14 protein-coding genes are annotated in these 12,498 nt (G+C 44.9%); 11 read left to right on the top strand and 3 right to left on the bottom strand.

Annotation, left to right across the window (positions count from 1 at the left end):
* The first annotated feature begins 35 nt into the window (after positions 1–35).
* On the top strand, positions 36–377 hold the full coding sequence (gene arsC / locus AC3E9V_RS17660; protein WP_488749469.1) for an arsenate reductase (glutaredoxin): 342 nt from the start codon (positions 36–38) through the stop codon (positions 375–377).
* Here the strand turns inward: arsC and AC3E9V_RS17655 are convergent.
* Positions 374–859: a hypothetical protein gene (locus tag AC3E9V_RS17655; protein WP_488749468.1), complete on the bottom strand. Its 486-nt coding sequence runs from the start codon at positions 857–859 to the stop codon at positions 374–376. The two genes, arsC and AC3E9V_RS17655, sit on opposite strands and share 4 nt — an antisense overlap.
* Before the next feature lie 143 nt (positions 860–1,002).
* On the opposite strand from AC3E9V_RS17655, the gene AC3E9V_RS17650 reads away from it, so the two are divergent.
* The 3 genes from AC3E9V_RS17650 to AC3E9V_RS17640 all read left to right on the top strand — a co-directional run bounded on the left by AC3E9V_RS17650 (position 1,003) and on the right by AC3E9V_RS17640 (position 2,679).
* Entirely contained in the window at positions 1,003–1,986 is a 984-nt protein-coding gene (locus AC3E9V_RS17650; RefSeq protein ID WP_488749467.1) for an NADPH:quinone oxidoreductase family protein, read from the top strand.
* 157 nt (positions 1,987–2,143) lie between these two features.
* Positions 2,144–2,377, top strand: coding sequence for a hypothetical protein (locus AC3E9V_RS17645; RefSeq protein WP_488749466.1), 234 nt, complete (start codon positions 2,144–2,146; stop codon positions 2,375–2,377).
* Positions 2,374–2,679 (top strand): type II toxin-antitoxin system RelE/ParE family toxin, encoded by a 306-nt coding sequence (locus AC3E9V_RS17640; RefSeq protein ID WP_488749465.1) that lies wholly within the window; start codon positions 2,374–2,376, stop codon positions 2,677–2,679. Before AC3E9V_RS17645 ends, AC3E9V_RS17640 begins: the two co-directional genes overlap by 4 nt.
* A gap of 279 nt (positions 2,680–2,958) precedes the next feature.
* Here AC3E9V_RS17640 and AC3E9V_RS17635 read toward each other — a convergent pair whose 3' ends face one another.
* Positions 2,959–3,186, bottom strand: a complete 228-nt coding sequence (locus tag AC3E9V_RS17635) for a hypothetical protein (protein WP_488749464.1) — start codon at positions 3,184–3,186, stop codon at positions 2,959–2,961.
* Positions 3,187–3,339: 153 nt separating this feature from the next.
* Positions 3,340–4,311, bottom strand: a complete 972-nt coding sequence (locus AC3E9V_RS17630) for a lipid A-modifier LpxR family protein (protein ID WP_488749463.1) — start codon at positions 4,309–4,311, stop codon at positions 3,340–3,342.
* Positions 4,312–4,349: 38 nt separating this feature from the next.
* On the opposite strand from AC3E9V_RS17630, the gene AC3E9V_RS17625 reads away from it, so the two are divergent.
* The 7 genes from AC3E9V_RS17625 to AC3E9V_RS17595 all read left to right on the top strand — a co-directional run bounded on the left by AC3E9V_RS17625 (position 4,350) and on the right by AC3E9V_RS17595 (position 12,442).
* Complete coding sequence (locus tag AC3E9V_RS17625) at positions 4,350–5,453, top strand: aminotransferase class I/II-fold pyridoxal phosphate-dependent enzyme (RefSeq protein WP_488749462.1); 1,104 nt, start codon at positions 4,350–4,352, stop codon at positions 5,451–5,453.
* Between the two features lie 91 nt (positions 5,454–5,544).
* Complete coding sequence (locus tag AC3E9V_RS17620; RefSeq protein WP_488749461.1) at positions 5,545–6,381, top strand: PstS family phosphate ABC transporter substrate-binding protein; 837 nt, start codon at positions 5,545–5,547, stop codon at positions 6,379–6,381.
* 122 nt (positions 6,382–6,503) lie between these two features.
* Positions 6,504–7,112, top strand: coding sequence for a dethiobiotin synthase (bioD, locus tag AC3E9V_RS17615; RefSeq protein ID WP_488749460.1), 609 nt, complete (start codon positions 6,504–6,506; stop codon positions 7,110–7,112).
* Positions 7,100–8,371: an adenosylmethionine--8-amino-7-oxononanoate transaminase gene (gene bioA / locus AC3E9V_RS17610; protein ID WP_488749459.1), complete on the top strand. Its 1,272-nt coding sequence runs from the start codon at positions 7,100–7,102 to the stop codon at positions 8,369–8,371. The genes bioD and bioA overlap by 13 nt, the downstream gene beginning before the upstream one ends.
* Positions 8,372–8,589: 218 nt before the next feature.
* Positions 8,590–9,768, top strand: a complete 1,179-nt coding sequence (locus AC3E9V_RS17605; RefSeq protein WP_488749458.1) for a hydroxymethylglutaryl-CoA reductase — start codon at positions 8,590–8,592, stop codon at positions 9,766–9,768.
* Positions 9,765–10,433: a lysophospholipid acyltransferase family protein gene (locus AC3E9V_RS17600; RefSeq protein WP_488749457.1), complete on the top strand. Its 669-nt coding sequence runs from the start codon at positions 9,765–9,767 to the stop codon at positions 10,431–10,433. Before AC3E9V_RS17605 ends, AC3E9V_RS17600 begins: the two co-directional genes overlap by 4 nt.
* A gap of 254 nt (positions 10,434–10,687) precedes the next feature.
* Entirely contained in the window at positions 10,688–12,442 is a 1,755-nt protein-coding gene (locus AC3E9V_RS17595; protein WP_488749456.1) for an FAD-binding oxidoreductase, read from the top strand.
* Positions 12,443–12,498 lie beyond the last annotated feature (56 nt).

Below are 12,498 nucleotides of genomic sequence, written 5' to 3'. Positions count from 1 at the left end.
TACTAAATTTCAATTTCAAATAATTGCATTATTACATGGTCAGAATTTTTCATAATCCGAGATGCCGCAAGAGCAGAGAAACGCTGGAGCTTTTAGAGGACAGGGGCGAAATGCTAACAGTGATAGAATATCTGAAAACGCCTCCATCCAAGGGGGAATTGAAGCAAATAGTGGCAATGCTGGGGATCAAACCTCAGGAGCTGATCCGAAAGGGGGAGACAGTATACAAGGAGAATTTTAAAGGAAAGGAATTATCTGATGATGAGTGGTTATCAGCAATGGCTGACTACCCCAAACTCATCGAGCGACCTATCGTGATAAAAGACGGCAAGGCGGTACTGGGCCGTCCACCACAGACGGTTTTGGATATTCTTTAATGGCTATATTTATATTTCGACTTTTTGGATAGGTTAGGGGTATTTTCCTCTTTTTTCAGCCATTGCATGGACAAAAAGGAAAAGATAAAACCAGAGGCAGCTGCTTCTATAAAGATGATGATTGTAGCACCCCATTCATTGATGTAAACCCCATGAGGTTCTTCGGCTTTCAGCGCTTGCAAAAACGCATTGTCACTCAGCAGGTATCCCAGTACAAATACTGAAAAGGTGATGGTGGTTACCAGCGTGGTTAGTAATCCCATACCCATACCGCTCAGGTAATGAAATTTCTTGCCACTTTGGTGCTTAAAAGAGCGGATGGCCAAATAAACCCCGGTAAACATAATAACACTGTTTAGCGCCCTCAATTCGTAAATGTGAATGAGGCCAAGAACTTTCATAAGAAAGAAAAAAACCATCAGGCCAGCCGTTGTGAGGAGGCCGTATTTTAATCCTCTTTTCTCAAAACTGATCTTTTCCATAGCACTTTGGGTTTGTTGTTCTCTTAAGTATTCATACTAAAGAAAGACTGTGAGGGTGATTTTGTTTAATTTTTCACGGAATTCAAGAACGGATTGTTATGTTCAGCTTTACAGCGCTTAGCTTTACTTAAACCCTCATTTATATGATGAAAGCCATTCAGTGCAAATCTTTTGGAGCTCCTGATAACCTGGTCTTTGACGAAATGTCAACCCCTGAGCCAGGGGATGATGAAGTTTTGATTAGCGTAGCATACTGTGGTGTGAATTTTCCGGACACCCTGATTGTTCAAGGCAAGTACCAGTTTAAGCCGGATCTTCCATTTGTGCCAGGGGGAGAAGTAGCTGGTGTGGTGGAAAAGGCTGGGTCAAGGATAACTCATGTCAAAAAAGGAGATCGTGTGCTGGCAGCGATGGGGTGGGGAGGCTTTGCAGAGTATGCTGTAGCAACAGGCGAGAATACGTTTCTTGTTCCTCCCGAAGTGTCGCTGGAATTGGCCGCATCACTATTGGAAACCTATGGTACTGTGATCCATGCTTTGAAGGACCGGGCTATGATGAAGCCGGGAGAAACGCTCGTAGTTTTAGGAGCAGCAGGGGGTACTGGTACTGCAGCTGTTCAGCTGGGTAATTTGTTTGGCGCTAAAGTCATAGCTGTAGCCTCTACGGAGGAGAAAAGGAACTTTGCGAAGAAGAATGGAGCATATGAGACGCTTACTCCCGGTGATGAACTGAAAGATAAGCTTAAAAAGCTGGGAGGAGCAGATGTGGTGTTTGATCCGGTGGGTGGTAAACTTTCAGAGCTTGCTTTTCGGGCCTTAAAGCCGGGAGGCAGGCATTTGGTTGTGGGGTTTGCTTCCGGTGAGATACCGGCTCTCCCATTCAATCTCCCTTTGCTCAAAAGCGCATCCATTGTGGGGGTGTTTTGGGGACATTTCTGGCGAAATGAACCGGGAGATAACAGGCGGAATGTGAAGTTGCTTTTGAAGTGGCTGGCAGAGGATAGAATAGCTCCGCAAATAACAAGGACCTATGCCCTCAAAGATGCTGCTGCAGCGCTCATGGACATTGTGGATCGAAAAGTAAAGGGGAAGGTAGTGTTAGAGGTTTCGGGCCTTAAAGGTCAATGATGGTGCTCTGTCAGGTACTGCCGATCCAAAGGATTCCTCCCATGGAGTCCTTTCGGACCTGTGAAAAGGCATCTCTGGTGGATAGACCGATCCCCGAATCGTGTTTAGATATGGCATGCACTGTATCATTGTACCTGTTTTATCGTTAACTTTACGTATGGATTTACAAACAAGAAAGCTTCATTTTATAGAGGAAATACTGGCCATCAGCAATGAAAGGATAATTGAAAAGCTGGAATCAGTGCTTAAAAAAGAGCAACAGGAGTTAGACCCTGTTTTGAAAGAAAAGCTGACATCCAGGGCTCTAAAGGCCGAAAAAGACATAAAAGAAGGAAGAGTGATGGATAGGGAAGAACTGGAGAAAAAATTGAATGCTCGCCTGGGTATATGAAGGTAATCTATACCGATCAGTCCTACGAGAGTCTGGATGAATCGTCACATTTTTTATTAGAAGAACAAGGTTGGTCCTTAGAAAAAGTCCTTGAGCTTAGAAACGTTTTGCTGGATAAAGCTGATAAGCTGGTAACCACCTATAATCATTATCAGCAAGAGGAATACCTAATCCATTTAAGGAAAGGTCATAAAAGGGCTGTGGAAGGTTATTTTAAGATTATTTACAGGATAGAAGGGGAGTTTATATACGTGACAGATTTTTTCGATACCAGACAAGATCCATCCAAAATGAAGGGGTAAGTCCACCCACGTCTGCCCAAATCCCCTCAATTCCTGTGGTTTAAGGCTGCAGTTTGAAAAAATCGACCATGGATACTGATCAATACTCCGTCAGGATTTTAGATCAATCTTGCGACGAGATTGGTGCTCCGTCAGGTTTTTGAATCAATATTGCGACAAGATTGATACTCCGTCAGCTTTTTGGATCAATATTGCGACGAGATTGATGTTCCGTCAGGATTTTAGAACGATCCTGCGACAGGATTGATGCTTTCGTCAGGATTTTGAGTGGATAAACCATTAGAATCTGATCCTTCCTCTGATTTCGCTGGCCATAAGCGCGGCCTCAGCCAGAAAGTCAACTTTTAATCCGAATATCCTTACAGACTGCACTCCAACCGTCTTCAGAAGATCATATTCAAAGCCTTCTAATATCAGCAAGATCAGTCCAATGATGATGAGTCCGATACGGAGTACTTTCAGGTACGGGCTAACCTGTCGGTAAATAATGGTAGTAAAATTATTCATGGCTTATGTTTTTTAACAATACAAAGTTCCGATAGCCACTCTACCTGTGTAACAGCGATATACTTAAAATGAAAAATAGGGATTTGACGGATCGGGGGTAGGTATAAATCTTAAGGGAGGACAACCCTCAGTAAGATTTTGTTGCCTATTGCACTAGAATCGCTGATTCATGCGAATACCCACATAGCTATGCCTGGTTGCATTGGTATTCTCCCGGGTTCTCCAGTAAGCAATGAAGCCCAGGTCAAACCTTGGCCAGCTAAACATTACTCCTGCTCTGTGCTGCCATACCCAGCGATAGGCTTCTTCAGTGTAAATGGATTTTTCTCCGATAAAATTTCCCTCGATTGTAGCATTGTAAAATACATATTCAATACCAGGAGAGTAGAAAAAATAAGATTCTATGGTTTCTGGCGAAGGTGCCCCTTTGTGAGGTTGTTGTGGCTTGGGTTCCCTTAAATTTCCGAGTGAGGAGCTCACGTATGCTGATTGATGCAGCGGCAGAAGTTTACCCGTTTTGAAAACCAGATCCTGACGAAATAAGTTGTAGACTGTTCCCAGAGCCAGGTTTGATTCCGTGCTTATCTTAAATGCCCGGGCATCAAACAGCGGCTTAATATAGGATGCATACCCGTTGATAATGGGAGTGTTATTGATCTGGTACTTCCAGCCTTTGGGTTCAGGCATGCCAAACCACTTATGCCAGGTCCGCTGTGTTTCTCCTACCAAAGCGCCGGGGCCCATCCACCCAAGCTCAATCCGCATTTTCAGGTATTGATTGCTATAGAAGTATAGTTCTCTGGAGAAAGTAGCTGAGATCTGACCGGCATAGGGACGATCCAGCTGGTTTTGGTTTTCCCACCCGACCCAGGATGGGGTATACACCCGGTGGTTGAGCCTGGCAGAATAGATAACCTTGGCTTTTTTGGTACTGTCCCCAAGCCATCGCACTGAAGGGTAGATGCCACTGCTATAATATTGATCTTTTGTGAGGTCCAGGGTGAAAACATCATTATCAACTACCAGCTGGTAATCAAAAGTAAGGACCTCCTTAGGCTCTTTTTCTTGTGCGTTTCCAACGAGGACTAAGAAGAAGGTTGTTATGGCGATTAAAACTGTCCGCATGTTGCTTCCAAAGATAGATATTTAGCTAATTTGTGCTCATGAGATTAGATTTTCTTCAGGAAAAACTTGATGAGCGGGAACAAAACGGTAATCTAAGGATTTTGCCCGCTACTGATCAACTTTTAGACTTTGTTTCAAATGACTACCTGAGTCTGGCACACAATGAAGAATTAGGTAAACGGATACTGGAAACGCTGAATGGTGAAAAGCCCGCTAATGGGGGAACTGGCAGCCGCCTGTTGTCCGGAAACCACAAGTATTATTCGGTTTTGGAGGAAATGTTATGCGGATTATTTCAAGCGGAAGCCACATTGGTATTTAACTCGGGTTATGCTGCGAATCAGGCGCTGGTTTCTTCAGTGGCTCAAAAAGGAGATACCATATTATATGACCAGCTCTCTCATGTGTGCCTCAAAGAAGGAGCCTGGCTGAGCAGAGCTGAGACCATCAGCTTTCGTCACAATGACCTGGAGGACCTTCGTCAAAGGCTGTCCAGGGCAAAAGGAAATATCTTTGTGCTTACTGAAACCATTTTTTCCATGGACGGTGATGTGGCTCCTCTGCCCGAGATCGTGTCATTGTGTGAGGAATACAGTGCTTACCTGATCGTGGATGAAGCTCACAGCACAGGTGTTTATGGAGATGGGGGAGCAGGTATGCTGGTAGATCAGGGATTAGCTTCCCGGGTTTTTGCCAGGGTATACACCTTTGGTAAAGGAATGGGAGGTCACGGTGCCTGTGTGGCCGGATCAAAGGTACTCATCGATTATCTTGTAAACTTTGGCAGACCATTCATCTACACCACGTCACTGTCACCTCACAGCATCATTTCGGTGATAGAAAGCTTTAAATATCTGGCTAATCATCAGGACCTTCAGGATACACTCCAAAGCCGGATTGCTGACTTCCGTTCGTTATGGAAAGGATCCATCAGCGAGACCGCTATTCAACCTGTGATGATCGGTTCAAATGAAAAGGCCAGAAAGGCAGCAAAATCCCTGCAGGAGCAGGGGTATGATGTGCGTCCGATCCTTTCCCCAACGGTAAAACGAGGCACGGAGCGGTTGCGGATCAGTCTTCATGTACACAATACACAAGAGGAGATACGTGGGCTAGTCAATCAGATGAAACAACTGGTATAGTTGGCTTAACATTTTCATAGCGTTTTATTAATCATTCGGTTATCGGGCTCATTTGCATCGTTTTTTAGCTTCGTGGCCTAATCTCAACACTATGAAACCAGAATCCTTTTTAACACTTTTTGTGGTCATTTATATGACCTCTTGTTCACAGATAGACACGCCTGAACCGCATATTGTTAAGGTCAGGGGGAGTGAATCCATGTTTGAGGCTTTTGAGGCCTTAAGTAATGATTTTGAATCTACCCAGGATACTGTAAAAATACAGATAGAGGGTGGAGGAAGCCGTACAGGTTTAAATGCTATCCGCAATAATGAAGCTCATATGGGGCTTTCTTCCTACCGCTTTAACCTGGACTCTTTGCTTGGTGCTCAGCATGGAGTAAAGGAGTACATTGTGGCCTATGATGGCATAGTACTCGTTACTAACTTTTCCAATCCGGTAACTGAGCTCAGCAATGAGCAGGTTTCCGGTATTTTTTCCGGAAATATTAAAGACTGGAGTGAAATAGGAGGGAATCCGGGAGCTATTTTGCCTGTTTTCAGAGACCAGAACTCAGGGACTCAACGATTTTTCACCGCTTATTTTCAGGTGGGCGAATTGCCGGGCAATAGTGTGATTGCTTCAGACAATGCAGAGATCGTATCTCTTGTCAAAAGAAATCCAAATGCCATTGGGTTTATTGGGTTTTCTTATTTTTCAGAGAGCATCCACAGTGTGCTTTTAGAATCTTCAGTGAATACCTTCGTAGCTCCCACATTTATGAACTTACGAAACAATACTTATCCGCTAAAAAGACCCCTTCAGGTTTATTTCAGAGATAGCAGTGATCTGGGGTTGCGGGCGTTTCTGAAATACCTTAATTCTGACCAGGCCCAATCGGTCCTTAAAATGCATGGCCTGATGCCACAGAAACGTTTGGTTTATTAAAGCTAAAACACACCTGCTGCAATAGAAATAAGATTTAGAACACAGAGGGTAAGTTGGTTTTAGGCGATTGGTATTTCTAATGTTCATAAGAATTTTCCGGGTTACGCTTTACCTTCGCTGTTATGAATTATTTTGTAACAGCGATAGGTACGGATAGTGGTAAGACGCTGGTGAGTGCCATTTTAACGGAAATGTTACAAGCCGATTACTGGAAGCCCGTTCAGGCCGGGTTTCCCAGAGATACTGAGACTGTTCAGCAGCTGGTATCCAACAGCAAAAGCAACTTCTACAGGGAGAAGTATCTCCTTCGTACACCGGCATCCCCACATGCTGCAGCGAAAATTGATGATGTTACGATAAAAGTAGGTGAGATCATTCCACCGGTATCTAACCGGGACCTGGTAATAGAAGGTGCGGGTGGCGTGCTGGTGCCTTTAAATGAAGAAGAGGTAGTGCTGGACATAGCCGATAGCATTAAGTGTGAGATAGTCCTTGTTTCTAATTTCTACCTGGGGAGCATCAATCATACCCTGCTTACCGCTGAGGTGATCAAACAACGAGGGTTAAAGGTGAAAGGGATTATTTTCAATGGGGAAATGAATGAGGAAAGTGAGGATATCATTCTTAAAAAGTCAGGTTACCCAAAACTTATACACATTGATCAGGAAAAGGAGATCACAAAAGAACTAGTCAGGACATACGCCAAAAAACTAAGATCATGCTGGGACTAACCAACTGGAAAAAAACGGACAAAAAAAATATCTGGCATCCATTCTCGCCTTTGGCAGGAAATGATCCACTGCTGATCAAAAAGGCCGAGGGTGTTTATCTCCATACGGACGATGGCCGAAAGATCATCGACGCGATTTCTTCATGGTGGGTCAATATACATGGTCATGCTAACAAGAAGATAGCCCGTGCTATCGCGAAGCAGTCCAGAGAGCTGGAGCAGGTAATTTTTGCAGGGTTCACCCATAAACCGGCTATTCAGCTGTCCAGGACGCTTCTCAAGTTGCTCCCCCCGAATCAAAACAAGATCTTCTTTTCTGATGACGGCAGTACTTCAGTGGAGGTGGCGCTAAAGCTGGCTATACAGTACTGGCATAATCAGGGAGTGGAGCGGAAAAGGATCATTGCGATAGAAGGTGCCTATCATGGAGATACGTTTGGGAGTATGTCTGTAGGTGACCGGAGCATTTTTTCCATGCCTTTTTTTCCTTACCTGTTTGAGGTGGATTTTATTCCGTTTCCTGAGGGCGACGGACAGAATACCATCAAGGCAATGAAGGACCTGGTATCCCTGGATACTGCTGCTTTTATTTTTGAACCGCTGGTGCAGGGCGCAGCGGGTATGCGTATGTATAACCCGGAGGTGCTGGACGAGCTGATCAAACTGGCTCACGAACAGCAGGCTATCTGTATTGCTGATGAGGTAATGACCGGTTTCGGTCGAACCGGAAAGATGTTTGCCTGTGACTACCTCAAAAATAAGCCCGATCTATTTTGCCTGTCGAAAGGGATTACCGGAGGCTTTCTACCCATGGGAGTTACCACCGTGAGTGAGAAGGTGGTGGAGGTTTTTGATAATACAGACAGGGAAAAAGCCTTTTTTCACGGACATTCCTACACAGCCAACCCATTGGCGTGTGCTGCTGCCAATGCCAGCATGAAACTCCTTCAGGAAAAGAAAACCCAGGAGGCTATTCAAAGGATAAGTGACCTGCACAAAACATTTATCAAATATTTTAGTCCTCCAAAATCTGTAAAAGAAATCAGGTCAAGAGGTACAATACTAGCTATCGAGCTGCATGCAGACGATGCAGGATATACCAGTAAGCTGAAGGAAACGATCTATGATTTTTTTCTTGACCGTGATATCCTGCTCAGGCCCCTGGGCAACGTTATCTATATGATCCCGCCATACATCATTGGTGATGCTCAGCTGGATCAGATGTATGAGGCCATCCAGGAGTTTTTAAAGGAGCCCTGATCAATAAGGAGTAACACTTCGGAAGGAAAGTATTCAATCAGTAAGATAAAATACTTTTAACTGGGTTAACCCTGACAAAAATGCTTTTTGGAGCATTTTTCGTCAATTATTCATTTTCTAATGAATAATACGGGGTTAAATTTAGCCCCTGAACGGATCATGCAACGGTCTTCTATTGCATCATTGCAGTCAGAGTTTATCTAAATATAAAAAAATATATGTCCAAACAGTCGGAAAATAACATTAGGCGGTTTCCAAGAGGTTATAGTTGGGAAGAATCCAAGGAGCGGATTGATTGGATCGAGGGACACACAGGAGTCAGGCTGGCTGATGAGCGAAATACTACTGAAGAGCTGAAGGGGATCATAGAAAACCACATAGGGTTTTTGAACCTGCCGATGGGAGTAGCCGGACCATTGCGGCTGGAAGGGGACCATGCCAGCGGCAATTTTCTGGTGCCGGTATGTACAGTAGAGGGGTCTCTGGTGGCATCAATGACTCGTGGTATGCAGGTGACTTCAAAACTAGAGGGTGTAAAAACCACTCATGTGAAGCAACAGATGACTCGTTCGCCATTTTTCATCCTGGAAGAGGCTTCCGGGCAGGCCCGTTTGGTAAACTGGGTTGAGGAGCATTTTGCGGAGATAAAGTCTGAGGCGGAGTCTACTACCAGCTATGGTAAGTTGCTTAAGCTCGAGACACACGTTGTAAACCGATTTGTGGTTATTGACTTTATCTTTTCAACGGGCAATGCCGCCGGGCAAAATATGGTAACCATCGCTACTCAGAAAGCGAGCGAATACATCAGGCTGCACACGGGCGTTTCTTATGTATTGGATTCCAATTTCTCAAGTGATAAGAAGAGCTCGGACATCACCCGGATACGAGGCAGAGGGCATTATGTGATTGCGGAGACATTTATCTCTCACCAAGCGCTTAACCGTATGCTTGGAGTTTCGGCAAAAGACATTGATATCATGCAGGAGTTTGGTCCTTATGCTTCACATATCTCAGGCAGCAATGGTATCCAGTTACACATTGCTAATGCACTCACGGCCATTTACCTGGCCACCGGACAGGATACTGCCTGTGTAGCTGAAAATGCTTTGGGGTACACTCAGACGAAGACCACCGATGCTGGAGTGAAATTCTGGCTTACTATGCCCTCGATCACTGTCGGAACAGTAGGAGGAGGGACACGACTTGCTCAGCAACGCAAAAACCTCGAAGTGCTTGGCTGCACTGAAGGCGAACATGCATCGAAAAAGCTGGCAGAAATAATTTGTGCGTCAGCCCTATGCCTGGAGATATCCCTGCTGGCCGCCATTCTTTCTAATACGTGGGTACAGGCCCATCTCAAATACGGCCGTGTGGCCAAAGAGGAAAGAGCGAAGTGATCCTGAAACGACTTTCGCGGAAACTGTTTGAGTATTACTGTCGGGTGGTATTTACGATCTATTGTCCGGTACGTGTGCATGGAGCCCATAAGCTGCCGGACCAGCCGTATGTACTCTGTAGCAATCATAGCAGCCATCTTGATTTTATTTTACTCGCCATTTATTCAGGAAAAGGTTTTAGTCATACGAAAATAGCAGTAGCCCGTGATTACTGGTTTGATCACAGATGGCGCAGAACCCTGGTTAAGTGGTTTTTTGAAGCAGTGCCGGTACAGCGCAACTGGGTACGGTCCAGCCAGACGTCCGTGATCCGGGACACCATCGATCAGTTTGGTCAGGCAATAGACAGTGAAGATATTGTGATCATTTTTCCTGAAGGTACCCGTTCTCAGACCGGCAAGGTGGGGCGAATGAAGCCTGGAGCGGCTATCATGGCCTGTGAACTTGGCCTGCCGATCGTTCCTGCTTATGTGTCCGGTAGTCTCCGAAGATGGCCTAAAGGAAAATACCTGATCCGCCCTGGCAGAATGAATGTCCGGTTTGGGAAACCACTATATCCTCCCAATGAGGCAAAACCGGATGATGATTTCAAAGCCTTGATTGAAAAAAGCCGGAAGCTGACCGATCAGCTCCGACAGGCGATCCTTGAGTTGGGAGGGAAGTGAAGTTGCAAGGCATTTGTCGTTTATGAGTGGTGGAGGGTGTACGACAGTTTTGCAAAAAAATGACCTTGACGTTATAAGAGATTTTCACATAAAAACACCAATATTCCCCTTTAGAAAAAGGGGTGTAGGGGAATGTTTATAAGCAAGTTTGTTTTTGTGTGAAAATTGTTGGGAACATTCAAGAATGCAAAATTGTCCTGCACCAGTGATTGATCAGTTTACTTAATCTTATCATAGTTTGTCTAATTTTGGTTATGCAAAAAATTGACCCTGAGAAAAGAGATCATCGGTGGGGATTTGAAGAGACGGGATTTTTACTGAAAGATGGTCAGGTGATCTTTCGTAGTAATCGTCCGGAATTCGAATTTTTTTCCAATAAGCCCTTGCCTGCTTTTAAGCCCTATGTGGAAGAGATGATAGGCGCTCCTATTTTTGATGAGGCTCATCAAAAGGAAGCTGACCCGAAATTTACCCCTGAACCAACGGTTAATGAAAAGTGGACTGCAGCGCTGCAACAAGTTTTCAGGGCTGACCAAATAAGCATTGACCCACTGGACCGACTGATCCACAGTCACGGGCAAACTACCAGTGAAGAGATATGCAAAGTACTCTACAGAGGCTTGTTACCCAAACTGGTTGATATGGTGGTATATCCGGGGAGTACAGAGGATGTGCTGCAGCTGGTAGAGCAGGCTGTGCAGCATGACGTTTGCCTGATCCCATACGGAGGCGGAACGAATGTAAGCAGCGCACTCCTTGTTCCTGAAAATGAACATCGCCTGGTTGTATCGGTAGATATGCGCCGTATGAGTAAAATCCGGTGGATCGATGAAGCTAACCAACTGGCTTGTATAGAAGCCGGAATAGTGGGTCGTCACCTGGAGGAGCAACTTGTGAAACGAGGGTTTACCATGGGGCATGAACCTGATAGTATAGAGTTTTCAACATTGGGGGGATGGATTGCCACTAATGCCAGCGGCATGAAACGTAATAAGTATGGTAACATCGAAGATATTGTCGTGAATTTTGAGATGGTCACCCCAACAGGGCTTATCAGCCATACAGCGTACCATGACAGGGTTTCTACAGGCATGAACCTGGGGCGGCTGGCTTTTGGTCATGAGGGTAACCTGGGCATTATCACTTCGGCGGTAGTTCGCCTTCATCGCAGACCGGAAAGTAAAGAATATGAATCCGTGATCTTTCGTGATTTCAGCAAAGGAGTGAGCTTTCTGAGAGCTATTGCAGGTTCTGAGATCAAGCCGGCCAGTGTACGACTGGTAGATAACAACCAGTTTAAATTTGGAATGGTGCTCAAACCGCGTGAAGAAAACTCCCTAAAACGATTTTCCGATAGCTTGAAGAAGTTTATTATTCTCAACATTATGAAAATGAATCCTGATCAGATGTGTCTGGCTACCATTGTGATGGAGGGAGCGCGGAAAGAGGTCACGCATCAAAAAAGTACGGTTCAAAAGCTGGCAAAAAAATGTGGTGGGCTCCTGGCAGGAGCCGGTAATGGCAAACGTGGCTATGGGCTAACCAATGTCATTGCGTATATCCGCGACTTCCTTCTGGACTACCAGTGTATCGGAGAAACACTGGAGACGACTGTCTCATGGGATAAAATTGAAGTGGTTGGTGAAGCCCTGGAGAAAACACTCATCGAGCAGCATAAACGATTTCAGCTTCCCGGCAAGCCGTATCTGTCGTATAGGGTAACGCAACTTTATCATAGCAGTGTATGCCTGTATATTATGTTTGGTGTTTATACCCGGGGAATTGATAAAGCTGAAGACGTATTTGCTCAAATAGAACGGGAAATGCGCAATACCATCCTGCAAAACGGAGGTTCACTTTCTCATCATCATGGTGTTGGCAAACTACGAAAGCCATTTGTGGGGCAAGTCCTTTCACCGGCAGAAATTGATCTGCATCGAATGATCAAAAAACACCTGGATCCCGGAAATGTATTTGGTGTCGGAAATACAGTGGATACATCGGATTAACCCTTATCGTCATTATTCATGATTTTATCTTGAATATAGCGGGTTAATGTGATTTC

This window comes from Marinoscillum sp. HNIBRBA16962, assembly GCF_057801515.1.
Note: the sequence above shows the minus strand (reverse complement) of the source record. Positions and strands in the feature narration are given on the sequence as shown.

Coding starts and splice junctions, on each gene's coding strand:
- arsC (WP_488749469.1), top strand. CDS start 36: ATGGTCAGAATTTTTCATAATCCGAGATGCCGCAAGAGCAGAGAAACG.
- AC3E9V_RS17655 (WP_488749468.1), bottom strand. CDS start 859: ATGGAAAAGATCAGTTTTGAGAAAAGAGGATTAAAATACGGCCTCCTC.
- AC3E9V_RS17650 (WP_488749467.1), top strand. CDS start 1,003: ATGATGAAAGCCATTCAGTGCAAATCTTTTGGAGCTCCTGATAACCTG.
- AC3E9V_RS17645 (WP_488749466.1), top strand. CDS start 2,144: ATGGATTTACAAACAAGAAAGCTTCATTTTATAGAGGAAATACTGGCC.
- AC3E9V_RS17640 (WP_488749465.1), top strand. CDS start 2,374: ATGAAGGTAATCTATACCGATCAGTCCTACGAGAGTCTGGATGAATCG.
- AC3E9V_RS17635 (WP_488749464.1), bottom strand. CDS start 3,186: ATGAATAATTTTACTACCATTATTTACCGACAGGTTAGCCCGTACCTG.
- AC3E9V_RS17630 (WP_488749463.1), bottom strand. CDS start 4,311: ATGCGGACAGTTTTAATCGCCATAACAACCTTCTTCTTAGTCCTCGTT.
- AC3E9V_RS17625 (WP_488749462.1), top strand. CDS start 4,350: ATGAGATTAGATTTTCTTCAGGAAAAACTTGATGAGCGGGAACAAAAC.
- AC3E9V_RS17620 (WP_488749461.1), top strand. CDS start 5,545: ATGAAACCAGAATCCTTTTTAACACTTTTTGTGGTCATTTATATGACC.
- bioD (WP_488749460.1), top strand. CDS start 6,504: ATGAATTATTTTGTAACAGCGATAGGTACGGATAGTGGTAAGACGCTG.
- bioA (WP_488749459.1), top strand. CDS start 7,100: ATGCTGGGACTAACCAACTGGAAAAAAACGGACAAAAAAAATATCTGG.
- AC3E9V_RS17605 (WP_488749458.1), top strand. CDS start 8,590: ATGTCCAAACAGTCGGAAAATAACATTAGGCGGTTTCCAAGAGGTTAT.
- AC3E9V_RS17595 (WP_488749456.1), top strand. CDS start 10,688: ATGCAAAAAATTGACCCTGAGAAAAGAGATCATCGGTGGGGATTTGAA.